Origin of the sequence: Sulfurospirillum cavolei, assembly GCF_001548055.1 — a bacterium.
Lineage (GTDB): Bacteria > Campylobacterota > Campylobacteria > Campylobacterales > Sulfurospirillaceae > Sulfurospirillum.
This window is the reverse complement of sequence record NZ_AP014724.1, coordinates 672409-691939: the sequence shown is the minus strand read 5'-3', so window position 1 is coordinate 691939 and position 19531 is coordinate 672409. Positions and strand designations below refer to the sequence as shown.

Here is a 19531-nt window from a genome sequence, read left to right as displayed (position 1 = left end):
AAGATATGGAAACTAAACTACGAAATAAAGAGAAAAATTTATCATCGACCAAAAAAGCAATTGAAAATAAGAACATTAAAAGCACTACAGAAGGATTGCATAAGCTTGAAAGCAGAGCATCAACTGTTGAAAAAAATATACAAACATTAACAAAAGATTTAAAAGGAACCTTAAACCTAAAAGCGACAACAACGCTTGTTGGTGGAGCTATTAATGCATACGATGCTGGAAAAAGTACCGGAGAGTTAGCCGCAAAAATACAAATGGGGGAAGCTAGTGTAAGAGATTATTTTAATACAGCACTTTCTGATTTAGCTTTAGCCCCTGTCATTGGACCTGCTTTTGGATTTGCAAGTGCTTTCAACGATGTTGAACAAACCTATGAAGCTACATTAGACAAGAAAAGAGAAATCAATCAAAATTATTTAAACATGATTCAAACAGAAGGAGAACTAGCAAAATATCTCATTCTCAACGGGGTTACCGACCGTCTTAAAAATCCATTTTATAGTGCGAAATTAGCAAATGCAAAAAATGCGGATGAAATTGAAAGCATAATTCGTTTAGCAATAAATGAGAATAATCAGGCAATACAAAACTTGAGAAAAAGTATAGAACAAGATAAAAAATTCATTCAAGCAAACATGAAAACAACACTTTGGGGAATTGAAGTAGAAGCAGATGTTATGCTGAAAAAAACATTTTTGAACAGTCTTGATATGTATGATCATATCGCTAGTGACTATCTTAAAAATCCTATGACAAACGAGCCATTATTATATGCATCTACTGCAATGGAAATAATCTATAACAATAATGTTGAAAAACTGAGAAAAGTAGTCAATCAAATTAAAGTTGATTTTGAACATAATCAAAAAACGACCAAGAAAGACAAAGTTGCTTATGAAATGTACGAAATTGAAACCCCTGTTGTACTGCTTGCTTCCGCAAAAGAAAGCGACACTATGCCTCTGCCTATAATGGAATCATGGTCTTCCGATGCCTATTTGAAAGATGCGCTCTCTACCAAAGTTGTCGATACCACAAAAACCATCGAAACAACTCGAAAACTTGAGCTTGACCGATTGCTTGCCAAGCATGATGTCGATATTTTTCTCTTAGCCGACAACACCGGAAGTATGGGTGGACTCGTCGGTAGTGCTCAAACCAATGCGCAAGCGATCTTAGACGCCCTACGCGCCGATAGCCGTTTTTCCAAAGTCAACGCGCAGTTCGGTGTCGGGCGTTACCTCGGAGATCCGAGCGAATACGGTGAAACGGCGACCTCATCCTATCAACTTCTCCAACCGATTACCAATAACGATACGGCGGTCACGACCGCGATCAATCAATGGTATGCGTCAGGCGGTGGCGATTGGGAAGAAGGTAACTTTTACGCGATTCAGCAAGTCATTGATTCAGGTGCCCCAACCCCGCGCAATACTTCGCTTGCCAGTGGACAAGTAACCAATTGGAGAACCGGTGCTCAAAAAGTCATCGTCGTTTTCGGAGATGCACCTTCGTGGCAAAACAGTGTCAATGAAAAAGAACTCAAAGCCTTGGCGATTGCCGCCGGAGCGAAAATAGTGTTCATCGACACTTCGGAAATTAACGTGGGACAAACATCCAACGTCTATGCTTCGACGTCGGGTCAACAAATGCAAGATGCCGCCGTTGAAATTGCCGATGCTACGGGCGGGTCTTATATGCGCTTAACCGACGTATCCAATATTCAAGATGCCGTTTTAAACGCTATTTACGATGCGGTCGCCGATAATAAATGGACGGGCGGCATGGTCTCCAAAATCGACAGTACGGTTTGGCGCGTACGAACTCCTAGTAGCGTCACCGCGTCAAGCGACGCAAGCGGTAAAATCCTAACGTTTACGCTTACCTATCCCAACCAAAGCGATAGCACCTTTAGCATCGATACGGCAAGTGCGGCACACGTCGTAGGAACGGAATATTATCAAGGTTCGATTAGCGATGCAACGTCTATATTTGGTCAAGATATGAGCGGGGCTTCCGTTTTTCATGCCGACGGCGATCAAGATTTCTTTAGGTATATTTTGCAAAACGGTTCAAGTACGGTTGAAGGCTATTACGGTGAGCGTTTAAGTTCTTCTTCCAAGCTTCCGACGAGCGGTGTTTCTACCTACGATATTCGCGAACGAGTCGTTTCTCCTTATACAAAAACTTCTTATGCTTCCGATACGATGAAATTATTTGTCAATTGGGCAACGGGTAAAGTGTATGGTTTTGATACGAACGCATTGATGGATAGTGCCGAAGGAACGGCGATTTTTGTCGGCGATATCGATCGAGCCGCTTTGGAAATTTCAGGAAACTATACGTTTAAAACACGTCGTTTGAGCGCATCTGAAAGCAGTAATCTACCCAGAGTCATCAAAGATGCTATGCGTGACACGACGACGCTTCAACTTTATGGAAACGCTTATCCTAACGGTATGGGCGGAACATTCGGGGCGACGTACTACAGTGAAAGCGGTACACCGTCTTTAAGTTCGATGATGATGAGCGGGTATGTCAATACAAAATCCGTCGCAAAATCTTACACGCCGAGCGACGGCGAAGTCTGGTCTGGACATGCGGTAGGTTTCGTAGCCAACCGTTCAACCGGCACCGTCGCGATCGACACCAGTACGACGACGGATGATGTACAAATGACGTTGAAACCTTCAACCGGAGAGGTTAAAGCGTCCATCACGGTTACGGACGGATCGACCAATCGAACGCTTACGACGGATTATACCGATACAAACGTATACGTCAACCAAAATGCGTTTGTTGCGATGAAAGATTCGGGAAGCGTTCCAACGTATGCGGCAACGACCATGAGCGAAAACGATAGCTACAACTATCTTTCATGGGGAACGTGGAGCACCGAACTCTCGGCTTCTCACAAAACGGTCGTTGACGGGTCACGTTGGATTGCGGGAAAATTGACACCGACCACCTCAATGCCATCAAGCGGAACGGCAACCTATAACGGCATGGTACAAGGTATGAGCTATGAAAGCGGCGCATTGAAAACCTTGAACGGTACACATACGATGAATGCAAATTTTGCAAGCGGTACGATTACGGGTACGATGAACGTCAATTACGCCTCAAGCGGCGCGTCTTATGCGACGACCAATTTAAATGCGGTCTCTATCAGCGGAAACGGCTTTGCAGGTGGATTGAACGGTACGGATAATACCGGATCGATCAAAGGAAGCTTTTACGGTCCTGCGGCTAACGAGATCGGCGGTACGTGGGCACTTTCCAAAACGGGTTCATCTGCCGCGGGTATTTTTGCCGGGAAAAAATAGAGTTAACTCCCCTCTTTTCTCTTTACATGTAAAAATCATTCATTGCGGAAGGAAAAGAATTTCCTTCCGTGCTTTTTAAAGCTTCCGATACCTTTTACCGTCTCAAACCAAAGCCTAAAGATGGTAAAATCATACGGAATGACAGGAGATGAAGGGATGCAATGCAACGAATGAAAGAGGTACTTTATACCTTTAACGCGCTTTGTTTAGGAGCAATTCTTCTAGGCTTCGTCGCGCTTTATTTTGAGCTGATTCCTGCTTACATGTACTATTTTTTATGGCAAAGCACCTTTGTTTTTTTAGGATTGGCATTGGCGTTAAGCGTCTATTTTAATAAAAGCAAACTCTTTGCATTACTCCTCTTCCCTCTTTTTTTCAACCTGATTTTGGCGTTTCCCAATACGTTTTTTACCAAACTGAGCGGAACGGCGTTTTGGCACATCGTTCCTTTGAGTTGTGCTATCGGCTATTTGCTCTTGTATGCCTTGCAAGAAAGAGGACTTTTTAGCGCATTCGGTGCGTTGCGTACCACGATTGCGATTGCGATTTTGGGGTTAAGCTATGCCGCTCTCGTGTATTTTTCGCCTGCACTTCAAACCGCACTCAACACGACGCTTTTACCCTCTTTTTTGCATCAACTGACCCAAACCAACGACTTTACGGTGATTATCGTCGTCATTGCGCTGCTTTTTATTTTTCTCGTCTCCTTACTCTTTAACGCCTACACGCAAAAAGCACCTTTTTGGATGCTTGCCGCATTGTGCGTATCGTTTCTTTTTAGGCAAGAAGCGCACGGCTTTATCCTCTACTCTTTACTGGCTTCGCTCATTGCCATTAGCGCGCTGGTCAGAGACGCTTACACGATGGCGTACATCGATACCCTCACCGGTATTCCCGCACGTAGAGCACTTGAAGAGCGTTTTTTGCATATCGGTTCGAATTATCTGCTAGCGATGGTGGATATCGACTTTTTCAAAAAATTTAACGATACTTTCGGACACGACATCGGCGACGAAGTGCTCAAAATGGTCGCCAAAGAGCTTTCGCAGGTAAAAAACGGCGGTAGGGCGTATCGGTACGGCGGAGAAGAGTTTACGATCGTTTTTAGCGGTAAAAAGAGAGAAGATTGCATCATGGCACTCGAAGAGGTACGGGAGCGCATTTTTAGACGAGGGTTTGTCATTCGCGATCAAAACCGTCCCGAACAAGCACCTAAAAAAACGCCGACTCCCGTGAAGCCTAAAAAAGAACGTCTCTCCGTGAGCATCGGCGCGGCACAATCTTTCAAAGGTAAAACGCCTCACGAGATTATTAAACTAGCGGACGATGCGCTCTATAAGGCAAAAGAGAGCGGAAGAAATTGTTTGATTTGTGCCTAAAGCGAGCGGGGATTTTTCGCTCGCTTTAGAAAGCGTTAGTGAAGGTCGCTGTTGAGTTTGATCTCGCGTTTGGAACGTGCGGCTTGAATCATTCCGTTGACGCTGTTTTGACGGAAATGAATTCCGTTAAGTCCTGAGAGGTCTAAGCCTTTAAAGAAAACGATCTCCTCTTTGTCGGCTTTTTTCAAGTGTTTCGCTTTGGGGTTGGCTTCGATGATTTTAACGAGCTCTTTCGCGCTCACACCGACTTTTGTCCCCTCTAAAATCGCAATACCCGCATCGACGATACATGCATCTCCCAAAGGAATGCCCGTTACCGAGTTTGCGCCGAGCAAGGTGTTTTCGCCGATACTGACGGGATTGCCGTTGGTGCCGCTTAGAACGCCTAAGATGCTCGCACCGCCGCCCACGTCGCTACCTTTACCGACGACAACCGAAGAGCTGATGCGTCCCTCAACCATCACCGCACCCGTCGTTCCGGCATTGAAATTGACGTAACTTGCACCGGGCATAATGGTTGTTCCCGGATGTAAATGCGCTCCCATACGAACTTTACTTGCGTCTAGCACGCGCGTATTGTCCGCAGGAATAACATGTGAGAGGTAGCGCGGAAATTTATCGACCGACTCGATCATCGGATAATGACCGTAAAGCTTCATTTCGACTTCATGCATACGAAGCCATTCAAGCTCGATAGGCTGTCCGAACGACCATGCGACGTTTTCAAGCACGCCGAACGCTCCGGTGAGATTTAAAGAGCGTAAAGCGGCTTTACCCGTTGAAAGAGCGTAAAGTTTGAGGTAAACCGATTCGGGGCTGAGCGGCTTATCGTCTTCAAAAAGAAACACGATACGATACTCTTTTTTCAATTTTTCGGTTTGCGCAATCCAATCGAGCGTTTTAATCACTTGCACGTTTTTATGAGCATCGCCGAATGCTTTATTTAGATAAGGCGTAAACGCGTTCATCGCATTTTTAACAAACTTTTTCTTCACGTCGCAAACGTATTCGCTTCCGCTAAAATCAATCTCAATGCCGCTTTCTTGCAACGCTGCGATCAAAATAGCCGCCGAACCGAAATTTTCATTCCAGTTTACGACGGGAAACGTGGCTTGTAAAATTTTATGCGGATTGAGTTGTCCGCGATCCACTCGAGCGATACCGAACGCAATCGGTTTTTTATACCCTTCTTGCGCTTCAATCTCGCCGACTAACGCTTTGAAATCGGCTTCGTCAACCGTCATACGTAATGCCATATCTCTTTATCCTTTTTTTAATGTTGAGAACAAGCGCTCGGGCTTCCGTTGATACCCATCGTCGGTTGGATCGCTTCGTTGCTTGCGCCGCCCTCTTCGTTGACTTTCTCGATACATTCCCATAGTTTTCGAGCAGACGCTTGGTAGCGTTTCGCCGTTTCACTCTCGGGATGGAAAAACGTGACCGGTTTTCCGGCATCGCCGCCTTCACGAACGGCAGGCTCGATAGGAATCTCCCCGATAACGATCGTCTCAAATTTTTCCGCCAACGGCTTGGTCGTACCTTTACCGAAAATATCGTACTCTTTATGCGTCTCTGGACAGATAAAACCGCTCATATTTTCCATAATACCTGCAATCGGAATGTGCAATTTTTGGAACATGTCAAGGCTTCTCTCGGTATCGTCGAGTGCGACTTGTTGCGGCGTAGTAACGCAAATACCCGCCGTGACCGGAACGCTTTGAGCCAAGGTAAGTTGCGCATCGCCCGTTCCCGGAGGCATATCGATAAACAAAACGTCCAAATCGCTCCATAAAATATCGCGTAAGAGCTGCTCAATCGCTTTCATAATCATCGCTCCGCGCCAAATCAACGACTGACCGCTTTCCATTAAAGAGCCCATACTCATCATCTCTACGCCGTACGCAACGATAGGTTTGACTTTTTGACCGACGATTTCGGGATGTTGATCGACTGCGCCCATCATACGAGGCACGTTCGGACCGTAAATATCGGCATCTAAAAGTCCGACTTTTTTGCCTTGGCTTGCCATAGCGATCGCCAAGTTCACGGTCGTCGTCGTTTTACCGACACCGCCTTTTCCCGAACTAACCATCACGAAATTTTTAATGTGCGGAGCCATATTTTTACCCGATTGCGAATTGCTTTTTTCAACCGGAGGTTTGGGCTGTTTGACGACAACATCGACACGTGCTGCGCCGAGGGCATCTATTTCTTTTTCAATATTGGCTTTTAATTCGTCACCGACCTCTTTGCTAGAGGAGACGATATCGACTTCAACATAAACATTATTCTCTGAAACTTCGACGCTTTTGACAAAACCGAATGTCACGATATCCTTTTCAAATCCGGGATATTTTACGCCACCTAATGCCTTTAGTACCACATCTTTATTCAACATTATTCAACCTTTGAGGTAAGTGATGATGGAATTTAACACAAAAAAGATAAAAAAAAGCTTTCAAAATGTATAATATCGTAACACTTCAGAAAAAAGGACAAAGTTTGCCCGATTTAACGCTTATAATGTTGGGAGCGGGAAGTTCCTCACGTTTTAATCGGCGTGTTAAGAAGCAGTGGCTACGCATAGGCGACCTGCCTTTATGGCTTTTTGCCACACAAAACCTTCAACAACATCTCCCTTTTGCCCGCACGATCGTCACGACAAGCCCCGATGAACGTTTTTATGCCGAAAAATTTAGCGACGCTATCTGTTTCGTTGAGGGCGGAGAGACAAGGCAAGCCTCTTTGAAAAACGCACTCTTACATGTCGATACGCCCTACGTCTTGGTTAGCGACATCGCGAGAGCCTGCATCGATCAAGCGCTTTTGATGCGCCTTTTGGATACCAAAGAGAGTGCCGATATCGTCGTACCGTACCTTAATGTCGTCGATACGGTCGTATACGAACACCAAACCATCGAGCGTGAAGACGTGAAACTGATCCAAACGCCGCAACTCTCAAAAACGGAGGTTTTGCGAAAAGCGTTGGAAACGCCGATTGCCTATACCGACGATAGCAGTGCAATCAAAGCGATCGGCGGAAGCGTCGCTTACGTCTTAGGCAACGCGAATGCCAAAAAGCTGACATGTCAAGAAGATTTAGCCTCTTTAGCGTGCTTGATGCCCCCCTCTTCGGATCACTTTACGGGTTACGGCTTCGACGTCCATGCGTATGAAGAAGGCAAAGCGATGATGCTCGGCGGCGTTGAAGTGCACCCCGACATCGGCTTTAAAGCACATTCCGACGGCGATGTGGCAATTCACGCTTTAATCGACGCGCTTTTAGGCGCAGCGGGAGCCGGCGACATCGGCGAACTCTTTCCCGATAACGATCTACGGTATAAAAATATCGATTCGAAAATACTCTTACGCGAAGTATGCTCCTTTTTAGCCAAAGTCGGTTTTACGATCACTCATTGCGATCTTACGGTCATGGCGGAATTTCCAAGGCTAAGCGGTTTTAAAGATCCCATACGCTTTTGCCTTGCCGATATTTTAGGCATTGCGCCCGTTCACGTCAACGTCAAAGCGACGACAACGGAAAAATTGGGATTCGTGGGCAGAAAAGAAGGTGTTGCGGTCAGTGCAACGGCTACGTTAAAATACTATGATTGGAAGAATAGATGAAGATTTTAATCGTTGAAAATGAGATTTACCTCGCTCAAAGTATCGCCTCTAAGTTAATGGAAATCGGGCATATCTGTGAAATCGCTACCAGCATTAAAGACGCGCTCAAAGATGAAAAGTACGACGCAATTTTACTCTCTACGAATATTTCGGGACAAAATTTTTACCCCGTCATCGAAAAGCACCGTGCATCTATTATTATTTTAATGATCTCCTATATCAGCAACGACACCGTTACCAACCCGATCAAAGCCGGTGCATGCGACTATATCCAAAAACCTTTTATGATCGAAGAGTTGATTCGCAAACTTCAACATCTCAACCAATTTAAAAGCCTCAAAAAAGAGAACGAGACCTACAAGGAGTATGTTAAGAACCTCTTTAGTAGCGCGCATTTAGAGCCTTTGGATAAAAAAACGAAATTTCCGATCTTGATTAAAACGAACTTTCAAAAACATGCCGACGCCCTTGTCTTTAACTACGCCAATTCCCAAAACGAAACGTTTAGCTTCATTTCGTTGATGCACCCTAACGCCTTTGAAAAGATTACCCGTGCCGATAGTGAGGAGTTACTCTACATCGTCGATCTTCAAAACCTCAAAAAGAGCGAAAAACTCAAAATCTACGCTATGATCGAAGGCAAACGTGCTATCATATGCAGTACCGACCCGAACGAAGAGAGCGACTTGAATACGATCGAAATCACCAGCGACAGTAAAATCTTGGATCAAGGCGATATTTTATGTATCGACGATTACGTGAAATACGTGATTTGTAATTTTCAACATAAATTCCCCGATACCGAGCTCTCGAAAAAATTAGGCATATCACGTAAAAGTTTATGGGAAAAAAGGAAGAAGTATGGAATCAACAAGAAAAAATAATCGGCAACTCTTCTTAGACAAAGAGTTTATCGCCACCTTAGCCCTCGCCAAAGAAGGCATCTTGCATCCCGTAGACAAGCTGATGAACAAAGCCGAATACGAAGAGGTCGCGCAAAGCGGCTATTATAAAGGAAAACCCTTCCCGTTCCCGTTTATCATCGCACCGGCAGGAGAAAAAAACCGAGAAATTCTCACCACCGCCTACAAAGGCGAACCGCTTGATTTTATCGTCGACGGAAAAATCAAAGGAACCATCATCGTCGATGAAGTCTTTGAAGTCGATAAAAAACGACGCATCGAACAAATTTTCGGAACGTACGACGTTTCTAACCCCGAAACGCTAACCTTTTTAAAACGTCTTGGGGACGTTGCCGTTTGCGGAGAGTACGAACTCGTTTTCGACGATATTAAAAACGTTAAAGCCAAAATTGCCGATGCCAAAGAGCAACTCGGTGCCAAAAGCGTCTCGGCAATGATGATTAACGCAAAACCTTTTCACAGAGCACATGAACGCGTGATGCGCATCACGTTGGAAAAATGCGACATGCTTGTCATTTTTCTGCTCAAACCTTACAAGCAAGACATTCTCTCCTATGATTTACGCTTTAAAGCGTTGCAGTATTTTGTCGACAACTATTTGCCGAAAAATCGCGTCGTCATCGTCCCGTTTGAAAATACCTACCTTTTTTCAAGCTATAAAAATGCCGTTTTAGATGCTATTTGCGCTTCGAATTTCGGGTGTAACAAACTCATCTTAGGGCAAAATCACAGCGGTATCGGCGCGTACTACGACAAAAACGAAATGCGATCTATTTTAAACCACTACAAAGATTTAGAGATCGACGTCGAGATTATTACCGAATTTGTTTACTGTAACGAATGCAAAACGTTGGTGAGCACCAATACGTGTCCTCACGGCGCGCATCACCACATCAAATACCATGCCGAATCGCTTTTAGAGATTCTCAAAGCCGGTATGCTACCTCCAGCGATTTTTATGCGCAAAGATATTTCGGCACTGATTTTAAGCGAGCTCTTTAAAAAGCGTTTCGAAAATATCGGTAAAATTTACGATGCGATTTTCCCGAACAGCGGGTTGTTGGAAAACCATGACGAACGCGAATTTTACCTTGAGCTGATGCGCTTGCACCAAACGACTTCTTTAACGTAATCACTTTTCTTAAATACCAATACACAATAAGTAATCCCTTTAATTAGGGATTACTTATCAACCTATCTCACATTTTCAAACATTCTACCACATCTTAACGTACACAAATTGTACACAAAATTTATTTTATTAATACATTTATTTTTTATTTTTGTGTACAATATCTTTTAGAAAGCCGAAGGAAATGAAAATGGCAGATAATAGAGAATATAAAAAAGTAGCAAATGGAATCTATGAAACACATAGTCATGATGGCAAAAAAGAGTATATCGCTACGTTTAGATGCAATGCTCAAAGATTCAATAAAAAGAATCTTACTAAGCTATTTAATGCTACAACTCTTTCTAAAGCAAAAACTGCATTATCTGATGTAAAAGCAGAAATTCGTAAAGGGAATAATCCTTTTGAAAAAATATCATATAAAAAAGATAAAAAATTTGTTGATTATATGAATGAAATTATAGACAGTAAAAAAGGTGAATACCAAAAGAACATTAAAGTATTTAGCGAAAAGCACTTAAAGTCTTTACACAAAAAAAGATTAGAAGATATTAGTCGCCTAGATATCATTGAAATTATCAGTAAGCTAAAAGAAGAAGGCTATGCTTCTAGTTATATAAACAACGTCAAAAGATATGTTGGTTTTGTATTTAACGAAGCTATGAAAAATGATATTATTCAAAAATCACCTACACAATTTGTAAAAGGTGAACCCAAAGCGCAAAGAGACGTAAGAACATTAACTAATAACAATCTTCAAACTGCAAAAGAATTTTATCAAGCTATCCTAGAAATTAAAAATTTTAAATACCGTGTTTATTTTCTGATGATTCTATTCACATGTAGACGAATGGGCGAACTCTTAGAGTTAAAATGGTCAGATATAGACTTAGACAATAATACAATATTATCACGAGCTGAAATTACAAAAACAAAAAGAATACAACAATGGTCTATACCTCAATCTCTTTTAGATGAATTACACAAATTAAGAAAACAATATCCAAAAGATATTTTTATTTTTCAAAGTGATTTTGTAACAAATGTATCAAATGGGAAAATGCCAAAACCAGTTAATAAAACTCTTATAGGCTTTGAAAAGAAAAAGTTTCTTGGTAATATTCAAAGCCTACGAGATAAAAAATTTCACACTCACGATTTTAGGCATTTAGGGAGTTCTCTTCTTATAGAATTAGATATACATCCCTTCACTATTCAAGAAGTACTAAGTCATCAAAATAAAAGCATCACAGGTATCTACTCAAGGTCAACCAAAGATAAAACTTTGGAAGCACTAGAAAAACTATATGACTATATTACTAAAGATTAATTTATCCGCCCATTTTGCTCAATGAGCTTTTTTAATAAATCATTAGTTTCTACATTTTTATCTCTAATGTCTATTAAAAGGTATAGAAAAAATGTAGTACTTACAACCCCTATCATAATAGCTAATGCTGTTAGAAGTCCAAGTAACCCTTTATGAATTACAATAGCTCCAGCAGAAATCATTCCTACAATAACAATTAATCCTAAAAGCTTTTCACCCATTTCTAAAATGAAATCTTTCATTGTTTACTCTCCTTTTGCTTTATAATTTTTCGTAAAAAAATTACTTTTCACTTTGCATTTTTTCTTCTTCTTTACACAATGCTAAAAATTTAATGATATTTCCTACTTTATTTTTATTTTCCCCTAATGATTCACTAATCTTTTGAACATTAGGTCGGTTTGTGCTCTTTGTTTGATACTCTGTTCTTTTAGAGAGTGCAATAACTTCTTTAATCAATTTAGTATTTTCAACATTATTACTATCGTTTCGCATCATATAAGGGGGATAAGGAATTTCATCTTGTATATATTTTACAAATTGTTTAAGTTTTTGATCCGTTGTCTCAGTATTAAAGTAAACCTCATCTCCCATAATATTCACATTGATTTTACTAAGTAGCTCTTTAGTGATGTTATTATAGTTGTAAACAAACTCATCCATTGTGCCACACCCAATAGTGCTACGACTAAGGTATTTTCTTTTAAGGCTTATTTCGACCCTTACAATAGCATTGATGGTTCTTACTTTACCCTTTTTAATATGTTTGTTATACCAATAAATTTTAAAATAAGGGTTATCATATAAAACATATTGGGTATTATGTTCCTTATTATTTTTTGGCTCTTTAAGTTTAATACGACCTAATGAATATTTCGTAAAATAAAGATAAAATTCTTTAATATTTAGAGACTTATTATAATCATCCATCTTGAAATCAATACAATAATCAATTCGATTGAGTATTAATTGTTTACCGTATTTTATAACTAAAGCTTTAATGAAATTCCAAATAGGCGCAGAAGCAAATTGATAACTTAAAATGCCACCAATCTCAAAGGTAGTATTAACATCCCCTCTTAATCCTCTTTGGTAAACATCTCTTTTATCAATAGAATTACCATCATCAAAAAAGATTTTGTTGGTCGTGAACCGTGAGATTATTTTATCTTCGATACATTGAAATAAAAAGCTTGTAAGATTATTTTTATTTTTTTCTCTAAGAGTAATATTAAAAGAGTCTATACCAGATATATTATAAGACGTATAAATTTTAGGAACTTCATCTAAAACATCATTCATAACTTTTACCTACCTAGTAGTGAGTTACTTATATCGATTATACGTTTTAAAAGGCTTTATATGGGCTTTGAAATACAATTTTATTGTTTAAAAAAATCACTGAAACTTTTTCGAAAATTCATTATATCATTAAAGCTAAATAATTTCATTTAATAAGAACATAATGGTTTTGCACACCTCATCAATTCGTAAAAATACTCTACAGTTTATGTGAAGCATTTTATAGTCTTGCCCTAATTCCCCTACAGCCTTAGATAAGATAAGCTCACCTAAGGCTCATATGGAGGCACTTAAACCACTGTTATCTACTTGATAGCATACCCGCTTTTGATGCTTCATTCTTACCAGCAAAATTTTGACATTCTGTTGGTATTGACACATCAGTCCCCGACTTGCAGGGTAATCCATTTGATGAGCGATACACACAAGAGCCATATTTATACCACATGTCATAACAATAAGATGAATTATTTGAAGTACTTACACTTGGAGTGTTTACATTGCTTCTTATATTAGGAGTAAAATAAGAATATGCAAAATACCATATAAGCGTCATTCCTCCTGCTATAGCAAAAAGGATAGGATTACTTTTCTTCCTCATTTGATTTGCTATTTCTTTCTTCTTTTTTAATTCTTCCTCTATAATTTTTTCCCACTCTTCTTGTTTAATTCGTTCTTCCTCAATAAGTCTTAACTCTTCCTCTCTTTTATTTCTTTCTTCTAATGAAATTGGAGAAGAAATGCCACAATGTGGGCATGTGAGTGCTTGGTCTGAAACTTGATTACCACATTCTGAACAATTTATCATTGCCATTGATTAACCTTTATAAAATAAATCTTAATAATATAATTCTATTGGTAACTGGTTTCGCACACCTGATTAATTCATAAAATTAATTTATTCTCTATAAAGTTTATGTGAAGCATTTTATGGTCTTTGCCTAGTTACCCAACATCCCTAGATAAACTCGCATAGGGCACATATGACTATTAAACCACTATTTTTTATTCGTAAAATTTTTTAAAAATTACATCGTCTATATGCTTCTTCCTCACCTATAGTACCTCTTTTATAACTTGAGGCACTGTCTAAATATACAACTTGGTTATTATTAATAACTACAAAAAATGGACTTGCCCCAGTATAACCACCCATTCTATTTTTCGCATTAACATACACACAGACTTTATAGCCATAATAGACTTTTCCATTCTGAGAGTAAGGCTGTTGATACCATCCTTTTTCAGGACCTGTCCAATTTGAAAAAATTGGGCTTGTTGGGTCAATTAAATTTGCAGTAATATATTCTGTTACTAATTCTTTATATTTTTCTGGATATATTCCATAATCCGCTTGTCTTATTTGCTCAGGAGATGGCGGTTGTCTACAACCAAATATAAAAAACAATATGAAAAATGAAATGATTAACTTTTGCATGAGTGCTCCTTAAAAATATTATTTTACTAGTCTAAGTATTTTATTGGCAAAAATATTAAAAGGGGCTTATTTACCTTTTATTTTGAAAACAAAGGGCTTTATTACCTTGTTGAGATATAAAGTCTCATTTTGTACCTTTCAAATAAAAAAAGGTTTTAAATGACTCAAAGGGATATGGCTGGTTTTTTTGGGATAGATGTTAAAACTCTTAGAAATTGGAAAAAAACAAAACCAAATTTATATAAAACACTTATAAAAGGTCTTGCTTTTGATGAGTTAATCAAAACAGAAGAAAATAATCTCAAAAAACTAAAAGAGTTAGAAGGAAAACTACAGAAAGATTAATAGCGACATTATCGTATTTAGCGATACTAATATACTTAATAGCCCATCGTCCTACGCAAACGAGTGTTTCTTAACTCAACCACCCCGTATATCATACTTATTTTAGATTTGTTTCACCTCATCATCTCATACCATCATTTTAACAAACTTAAAATCTTAGTTTATGTAGAATTACAGTAATTCAAAATCTTAATAAAATGGCTAATCATGGAAGAAGAAGAATTTAGTACAATAAGTTTTTTAAATCAATGGATAGCAGATAAAAATGCCCTGATTAGTGCTAAAAAGATTAGGATAGCTAGTCTTAAAGAAGCGAATGAGGCATTAAGTAAAAAAAATCAAGAATACGAAAATCTTTATGCTACATTACAAAGCCTAGCAAATGCTTACGATGCACTAAAAGATGAGATTGGCAAACCAAGAAATCACTTTGCTAAAAAAGAATTTGCGGAATATTGTGGTATGAGTGTAAGAACATTGGAAGAGTATACGCAAAGAACTATTGACCCTCTTCCCTATCATCAATATGATACAGGGGGAAAAATTTATTTTGTCTTAGAAGAATGTACTTCTTGGTTTGAAAGAAATAATAAAAGCAGAACAAGAGATATACATAAAAAAGTACACAAAAAATAATTCTTAAACTACAAAATCACTATTTAAAGGACTTTAATGCAAAATATATATCAAACGACTTCACTGACTTAGGATTTTCATGCCCAATAGCTTTTTAACCTTTTTTTACAGCGGACTCTCCCCTAAAGCACCCGGAACGGCGGGGAGCTTGCTTGCCACCGTTTTAGGTGTCGTCCTGATACGCTATATTTCGATGGAAACGCTGGTATTGCTAACGATTTTAGTGACGATGATTGCTTTTAAACAGATTAACGCGTACGAAGAACAAAGCGGCAATCACGACGATTCGCGCATCGTGATCGATGAAGCGGTCGGCGTGTGGATCGCATTGATCCTCAGTTCGCAAACCCTGCTTCAAATCGTTTTGAGTTTTCTCTTTTTTAGGCTTTACGACATTTGGAAACCCTCGTTAATCGGACGCATCGATCGCAACGTTAAAGGCGCGCTCGGCGTGATGGGAGACGACATGTTAGCGGGCGTACTTGCGGGTATCAGCAGTGCCGCACTCTACCAACTTGTAACGCCTTTAATCTAAAAAATTACTTTTCCCCCGTAGCAGAGCCGTAAGGAAGGTACGATTATACTATAGACGTCATTACTTTACTCGAAAGGATCGTCTATGAGGCATATCGTACTTTTTTTAAGTGCTACGGCACTTTTCTTCTCATTTGCACATGCAAAAGAATTCGTCATCGACAATACGCACTCCAATATCGGATTTAGCATCAAGCATATGATGATATCCAACGTCAAAGGTTCGTTCGAAAATTACTCCGCCGATATCGACTACGACGTCGATAAGAAGGTCTTTACCAAACTCAACGCCAAAATCAACGCCTCTTCGATCGATACGGGCATTACCAAACGCGACGATCACTTGCGAAGTGCTGATTTTTTCAACGTTGACCAGTTTAAAACGATTGATTTTACGATGAGCGGCTATAAAGACGGAAAAGTCTACGGCAAGCTTTCGATGCACGGCGTTACGAAAGAAGTCGTCTTAAATGCCACCGTTCACGGAGTCGTTAAAGATTTTCAAGGACATCAACGCATCGGTTTTAGTTTGGAAGGGCAAATCAACCGCAAAGATTTTGGATTGAATTGGAATAAACTCTTAGAAGGCGGCGGCTTAACGGTCGACGAGATCGTCAAAATCGCGATAGAAGTCGAAGCGATCGAGTTATAAAAGTTTAAATCCTTCCGATTCAAACACGCCGGCGAAACGTACAAAAGCCTCTTTTTGAGCTTCGCTGAGCGTCATCTTCCAATAAGCTCCTTGCGTATCGAACGTGCGTTGAAACAGAAGCGTTTGCGTGCTACAATAATGTTCAAAACGCGCGAGAAGCGCAAAAGGCGTAAAAAATTCTACCGCGGTTTGAAACTCGAACGTCACAAGCGTCGAAGCACTGATCGCCTCTTTGGCGGCATTGCCGTACGCACGTACCAAACCGCCCGTTCCCAGTTTGATACCTCCGAAATAACGAACGATTAAAATGCCCGCATTGACGATTTCAAAACCTCGCATAACGCTTAAAATCGGAGGTCCAGAGGTTCCTTTCGGTTCGCCGTCGTCACTGTTATTTTCAACGATTTGACGGTATTCGTTAAAAACCCTTTTAGCCCAAACAATGTGCGCGGCTTTGGGATGTTCGTTTTTTAATCTGACATGTAAAGCCTCAAACGCTTCTATCGGGCACAAAAACGCGATAAACGTCGACTTTTTTTCTTCCGACGAAGCATGGTAAACGGCTTGCACCGTCTGCATCAGCACTTCTCGATAATCACGCGTATATCGGCGGGTTTGGCATGATAGGGCGAAGACGTCACGATACAATCGGCTCCCGCTTGAGCGTATTCGCCGATATTTTTCTCGTTCACGCCGCCCGTTGCGGAAAAAAAGACGGAAGGAACTTCGCGGCGTACCGACGCAACGCATGCGCTAAACTCTTCGGGCGTCATTTTTTCACACTGCAAAATATCCGCGCCTAAACGCGCAAAATAGAGTGCTTCATCTGCATTTTCAACCTCGACGACGATTTTCTTTTCCAAAAATTGTTGTTTCATTTTGCGAAATTGTGCTTCAAACGACGCCTTGTCGTCGAAAAAAACGCGATGCTGTTTAAAAACCAAAATAGAGTCGTACAATCCCAAACGATGATGTGCTCCGCCGCCGGCGTATACGGCTTGAAGGGCTAATTCTTTAGTACGGGGAAAAATTTTACGCGTGGTTAACAGTTCGATATGCGGATTGTAAAGGCGTGCTTGCGTAAGCATCTCCGATGTTTTCGTCGCAATCCCGCACAAATATTCTAAAATATTTTGACACACTTTCCAAACCTGATGAACCTGTGCCGCACTTCCGTAAGCTTCTAAAATAAGTGTATTTGCTTCCACAAAATCGCCGCTTTTACAAAAGCGTTTGACGCTTAGATGCATCTCTTTGCACATCGTCTCGACGATTTCCGCACCGCATAAAACGACCGGACGTTTCGGTGCAAAGGTAATTTTTGCATCCAAATGTCCGATGCCTAGACCTACGGTCGTTACATCCATCAAGCCGATATCTTCTCGAATCATATCCATCATAACGTATAACCTTTGTCTATTAAAATCATTTTTTTATTTTAACGAAAGTTTCTATTGCCTAACTTTAATCCATTGCTTCCGTTACTTGTAAAAAAACTTTGTTCCGATGGGTTAAAGCACTTTATCGCGGCGTTCTAAAAAATGCAATGCCGCAAATACCGCTAAAGAGACGACGATCAAAATCGTACACAAACTTAAAGCAAGCGGATAATCTCCGTCGAAAACGGCATTGTAGATCGCGAGCGAGATCGTATCGGTTTTACCGACGATATTACCTCCCAACATGAGTGTAATGCCGACTTCGCCTAAAGCGCGGGCAAGAGCGATCAACAGTGCGGCGATCAGGCTTTTACGAATAGAGGGTAAGACGATAAAACATAAGGTGTAAAGCGGCGATTTTCCGCTCATGTATGCGGCTTCTTTGATCGCTTTGGGGAAAAGTTCTATCGCCGATTGTAGCGGTTTGACCATCAAAGGGAGTGCCGCAACAAATCCCGCTAACACGAGCCCTTTAAAATCAAAAATAAAACGAATGCCTATTTGGTTCAAATACGTGCCGATCCAGCCGTATTTTCCCAGTAAAAGCAAAAGCAAAAAACCGATTGCGATCGGAGGGAAAATCAAGGGTAAGGTCACGAGCGTTTCTAAGAACCATTTGTATTTGAGTTCTTCTTTCGAGAGCAAATACGCCAAAGGAATGCCTAAAACCACTAAAAGTAGTCCGACACATCCCAATGTTTTGAGGCTTAGCACCAAAGGGTGCCAAACCTGCATCCACTCAAAGTCCATATTTTTCAAATACGGCTTTGGCTTCGGGTGTTTTCAAAAAAGCTTTAAACTGACGACATGTAGCATCGTTTTCGCATGCTTTTAAACTACCGGCGACGATCTCGATTTTACCGTAGTAGTGTTCCGGAATTTTGACGTAACCGCCGATTTTATCAAAACTATCCAGCGCGGCCGTTAGATTCATAATACCCGCATCCACTTCGTGCGAACCGACATACGCACTCACTTGAGGAACGGTTGCGACGACGATGAGTTTGTCTTTGACTTTGTCCGTCAATTTTGCATTCTCTAAAAACTCGATACCCGCATCGCCGTAAATCGCTTTTTTCGCTTCGGGCATTCCTACACTCTTAATCGAAGCATCGGCAATGTCCTCTGCTTTTTCAAGATGCACTCCCTTAGCGTATGCGATGACCGCTTTGCCTTCTCCGATCGTTTGATACTCGACGAACGTTAACTCTTTTTGCTTTTCCAAAAACTTTTTATCGGCAATCACGACGGCAATATCCATCTGTTTGGCTTGGGCAAAAATTTGCGCCATATTGCCGTAAATCGCTTCGACTTTCGGATATTTCGCTTCGTAGAGTTTGAGGACTTCTTGGACGGGTTTTTTATACCCTGCACCCGCGGCGATTTTTAGCGCATCGGCATACGAACAAACCGACAATAATGCGCTTGCGAGCAAGCCAACGTACCATCTCTTCATCTT

The 19531-nt window shown here is 40.7% G+C and carries 20 protein-coding genes; 10 read left to right on the top strand and 10 right to left on the bottom strand.

From position 1 onward, the window contains the following. The first annotated feature begins 794 nt into the window (after positions 1–794). Together UCH003_RS03580 and UCH003_RS03575 are read left to right on the top strand one after the other, a co-directional pair. Entirely contained in the window at positions 795–3335 is a 2541-nt protein-coding gene (locus UCH003_RS03580) for a transferrin-binding protein-like solute binding protein (RefSeq protein WP_158509030.1), read from the top strand. 161 nt (positions 3336–3496) lie between these two features. Beyond that, the gene (locus UCH003_RS03575) at positions 3497–4714 is read left to right on the top strand and encodes a GGDEF domain-containing protein (RefSeq protein WP_060825463.1); all 1218 of its coding nucleotides are present in this window, start codon (positions 3497–3499) and stop codon (positions 4712–4714) included. A 35-nt stretch (positions 4715–4749) separates the two neighbouring features. Here UCH003_RS03575 and UCH003_RS03570 read toward each other — a convergent pair whose 3' ends face one another. Next, entirely contained in the window at positions 4750–5970 is a 1221-nt protein-coding gene (locus UCH003_RS03570) for a tetrahydrodipicolinate N-succinyltransferase N-terminal domain-containing protein (RefSeq protein WP_060825462.1), read from the bottom strand. Between the two features lie 17 nt (positions 5971–5987). Further along, on the bottom strand, positions 5988–7112 hold the full coding sequence (locus UCH003_RS03565; RefSeq protein ID WP_039674119.1) for an Mrp/NBP35 family ATP-binding protein: 1125 nt from the start codon (positions 7110–7112) through the stop codon (positions 5988–5990). Between the two features lie 104 nt (positions 7113–7216). Between UCH003_RS03565 and UCH003_RS03560 the strand changes: the two genes are divergently transcribed. The 4 genes from UCH003_RS03560 to UCH003_RS03545 all read left to right on the top strand — a co-directional run bounded on the left by UCH003_RS03560 (position 7217) and on the right by UCH003_RS03545 (position 11726). After that, positions 7217–8341 (top strand): bifunctional 2-C-methyl-D-erythritol 4-phosphate cytidylyltransferase/2-C-methyl-D-erythritol 2,4-cyclodiphosphate synthase, encoded by a 1125-nt coding sequence (locus UCH003_RS03560; protein ID WP_060826925.1) that lies wholly within the window; start codon positions 7217–7219, stop codon positions 8339–8341. Further along, positions 8338–9225 carry a response regulator gene (locus UCH003_RS03555; RefSeq protein WP_060825461.1) on the top strand — a complete coding sequence of 296 codons (888 nt, stop codon included), beginning with the start codon at positions 8338–8340 and terminating at the stop codon, positions 9223–9225. Before UCH003_RS03560 ends, UCH003_RS03555 begins: the two co-directional genes overlap by 4 nt. After that, positions 9203–10396: a hypothetical protein gene (locus tag UCH003_RS03550; protein ID WP_060825460.1), complete on the top strand. Its 1194-nt coding sequence runs from the start codon at positions 9203–9205 to the stop codon at positions 10394–10396. The genes UCH003_RS03555 and UCH003_RS03550 overlap by 23 nt, the downstream gene beginning before the upstream one ends. Before the next feature lie 190 nt (positions 10397–10586). After that, a complete protein-coding gene (locus UCH003_RS03545) occupies positions 10587–11726 on the top strand; it encodes a tyrosine-type recombinase/integrase (RefSeq protein WP_060825459.1) in 1140 nt (379 codons plus the stop codon). On the opposite strand, the gene UCH003_RS03540 is transcribed toward UCH003_RS03545, so the two are convergent. From UCH003_RS03540 to UCH003_RS03525, 4 genes are all read right to left on the bottom strand, one after another. Then, complete coding sequence (locus UCH003_RS03540; protein WP_060825458.1) at positions 11723–11968, bottom strand: hypothetical protein; 246 nt, start codon at positions 11966–11968, stop codon at positions 11723–11725. The two genes, UCH003_RS03545 and UCH003_RS03540, sit on opposite strands and share 4 nt — an antisense overlap. Before the next feature lie 40 nt (positions 11969–12008). After that, complete coding sequence (locus UCH003_RS03535) at positions 12009–13028, bottom strand: hypothetical protein (protein ID WP_060825457.1); 1020 nt, start codon at positions 13026–13028, stop codon at positions 12009–12011. Between the two features lie 301 nt (positions 13029–13329). Next, positions 13330–13842: a zinc ribbon domain-containing protein gene (locus UCH003_RS03530; RefSeq protein ID WP_060825456.1), complete on the bottom strand. Its 513-nt coding sequence runs from the start codon at positions 13840–13842 to the stop codon at positions 13330–13332. 207 nt (positions 13843–14049) lie between these two features. After that, positions 14050–14466, bottom strand: a complete 417-nt coding sequence (locus UCH003_RS03525) for a hypothetical protein (RefSeq protein WP_060825455.1) — start codon at positions 14464–14466, stop codon at positions 14050–14052. A gap of 159 nt (positions 14467–14625) precedes the next feature. Between UCH003_RS03525 and UCH003_RS03520 the strand changes: the two genes are divergently transcribed. The 4 genes from UCH003_RS03520 to UCH003_RS03505 all read left to right on the top strand — a co-directional run bounded on the left by UCH003_RS03520 (position 14626) and on the right by UCH003_RS03505 (position 16633). Beyond that, positions 14626–14811, top strand: coding sequence for a hypothetical protein (locus UCH003_RS03520; RefSeq protein ID WP_060825454.1), 186 nt, complete (start codon positions 14626–14628; stop codon positions 14809–14811). 207 nt (positions 14812–15018) lie between these two features. Further along, positions 15019–15447: a hypothetical protein gene (locus UCH003_RS03515; RefSeq protein ID WP_060825453.1), complete on the top strand. Its 429-nt coding sequence runs from the start codon at positions 15019–15021 to the stop codon at positions 15445–15447. A gap of 79 nt (positions 15448–15526) precedes the next feature. After that, positions 15527–15982: a phosphatidylglycerophosphatase A family protein gene (locus UCH003_RS03510; protein ID WP_060825452.1), complete on the top strand. Its 456-nt coding sequence runs from the start codon at positions 15527–15529 to the stop codon at positions 15980–15982. Between the two features lie 84 nt (positions 15983–16066). Continuing rightward, positions 16067–16633 carry a YceI family protein gene (locus UCH003_RS03505; protein ID WP_039674127.1) on the top strand — a complete coding sequence of 189 codons (567 nt, stop codon included), beginning with the start codon at positions 16067–16069 and terminating at the stop codon, positions 16631–16633. Here the strand turns inward: UCH003_RS03505 and UCH003_RS03500 are convergent. From UCH003_RS03500 to modA, 4 genes are all read right to left on the bottom strand, one after another. After that, positions 16628–17212 (bottom strand): IMPACT family protein, encoded by a 585-nt coding sequence (locus tag UCH003_RS03500; RefSeq protein ID WP_060825451.1) that lies wholly within the window; start codon positions 17210–17212, stop codon positions 16628–16630. The genes UCH003_RS03505 and UCH003_RS03500 overlap by 6 nt on opposite strands. Beyond that, the gene (gene modD, locus UCH003_RS03495) at positions 17212–18033 is read right to left on the bottom strand and encodes a ModD protein (RefSeq protein ID WP_060825450.1); all 822 of its coding nucleotides are present in this window, start codon (positions 18031–18033) and stop codon (positions 17212–17214) included. The genes UCH003_RS03500 and modD overlap by 1 nt, the downstream gene beginning before the upstream one ends. A gap of 111 nt (positions 18034–18144) precedes the next feature. After that, positions 18145–18807 carry a molybdate ABC transporter permease subunit gene (modB, locus tag UCH003_RS03490; RefSeq protein ID WP_231964805.1) on the bottom strand — a complete coding sequence of 221 codons (663 nt, stop codon included), beginning with the start codon at positions 18805–18807 and terminating at the stop codon, positions 18145–18147. Positions 18808–18811: 4 nt separating this feature from the next. Beyond that, positions 18812–19528 (bottom strand): molybdate ABC transporter substrate-binding protein, encoded by a 717-nt coding sequence (gene modA, locus UCH003_RS03485; protein ID WP_060825449.1) that lies wholly within the window; start codon positions 19526–19528, stop codon positions 18812–18814. Positions 19529–19531 lie beyond the last annotated feature (3 nt).

Bases quoted from the DNA above. Each gene is read 5' to 3' on its own strand.
- UCH003_RS03525 (WP_060825455.1), bottom strand. From the start codon at position 14,466: ATGCAAAAGTTAATCATTTCATTTTTCATATTGTTTTTTATATTTGGT.
- UCH003_RS03540 (WP_060825458.1), bottom strand. From the start codon at position 11,968: ATGAAAGATTTCATTTTAGAAATGGGTGAAAAGCTTTTAGGATTAATT.
- UCH003_RS03580 (WP_158509030.1), top strand. From the start codon at position 795: ATGGAAATAATCTATAACAATAATGTTGAAAAACTGAGAAAAGTAGTC.
- modA (WP_060825449.1), bottom strand. From the start codon at position 19,528: ATGAAGAGATGGTACGTTGGCTTGCTCGCAAGCGCATTATTGTCGGTT.
- UCH003_RS03520 (WP_060825454.1), top strand. From the start codon at position 14,626: ATGACTCAAAGGGATATGGCTGGTTTTTTTGGGATAGATGTTAAAACT.
- UCH003_RS03550 (WP_060825460.1), top strand. From the start codon at position 9,203: ATGGAATCAACAAGAAAAAATAATCGGCAACTCTTCTTAGACAAAGAG.
- UCH003_RS03555 (WP_060825461.1), top strand. From the start codon at position 8,338: ATGAAGATTTTAATCGTTGAAAATGAGATTTACCTCGCTCAAAGTATC.
- UCH003_RS03530 (WP_060825456.1), bottom strand. From the start codon at position 13,842: ATGGCAATGATAAATTGTTCAGAATGTGGTAATCAAGTTTCAGACCAA.
- modD (WP_060825450.1), bottom strand. From the start codon at position 18,033: ATGATGGATATGATTCGAGAAGATATCGGCTTGATGGATGTAACGACC.
- UCH003_RS03505 (WP_039674127.1), top strand. From the start codon at position 16,067: ATGAGGCATATCGTACTTTTTTTAAGTGCTACGGCACTTTTCTTCTCA.
- UCH003_RS03510 (WP_060825452.1), top strand. From the start codon at position 15,527: ATGCCCAATAGCTTTTTAACCTTTTTTTACAGCGGACTCTCCCCTAAA.
- UCH003_RS03545 (WP_060825459.1), top strand. From the start codon at position 10,587: ATGGCAGATAATAGAGAATATAAAAAAGTAGCAAATGGAATCTATGAA.
- modB (WP_231964805.1), bottom strand. From the start codon at position 18,807: ATGCAGGTTTGGCACCCTTTGGTGCTAAGCCTCAAAACATTGGGATGT.
- UCH003_RS03565 (WP_039674119.1), bottom strand. From the start codon at position 7,112: ATGTTGAATAAAGATGTGGTACTAAAGGCATTAGGTGGCGTAAAATAT.
- UCH003_RS03500 (WP_060825451.1), bottom strand. From the start codon at position 17,212: ATGCAGACGGTGCAAGCCGTTTACCATGCTTCGTCGGAAGAAAAAAAG.
- UCH003_RS03535 (WP_060825457.1), bottom strand. From the start codon at position 13,028: ATGAATGATGTTTTAGATGAAGTTCCTAAAATTTATACGTCTTATAAT.
- UCH003_RS03570 (WP_060825462.1), bottom strand. From the start codon at position 5,970: ATGGCATTACGTATGACGGTTGACGAAGCCGATTTCAAAGCGTTAGTC.
- UCH003_RS03575 (WP_060825463.1), top strand. From the start codon at position 3,497: ATGCAACGAATGAAAGAGGTACTTTATACCTTTAACGCGCTTTGTTTA.
- UCH003_RS03515 (WP_060825453.1), top strand. From the start codon at position 15,019: ATGGAAGAAGAAGAATTTAGTACAATAAGTTTTTTAAATCAATGGATA.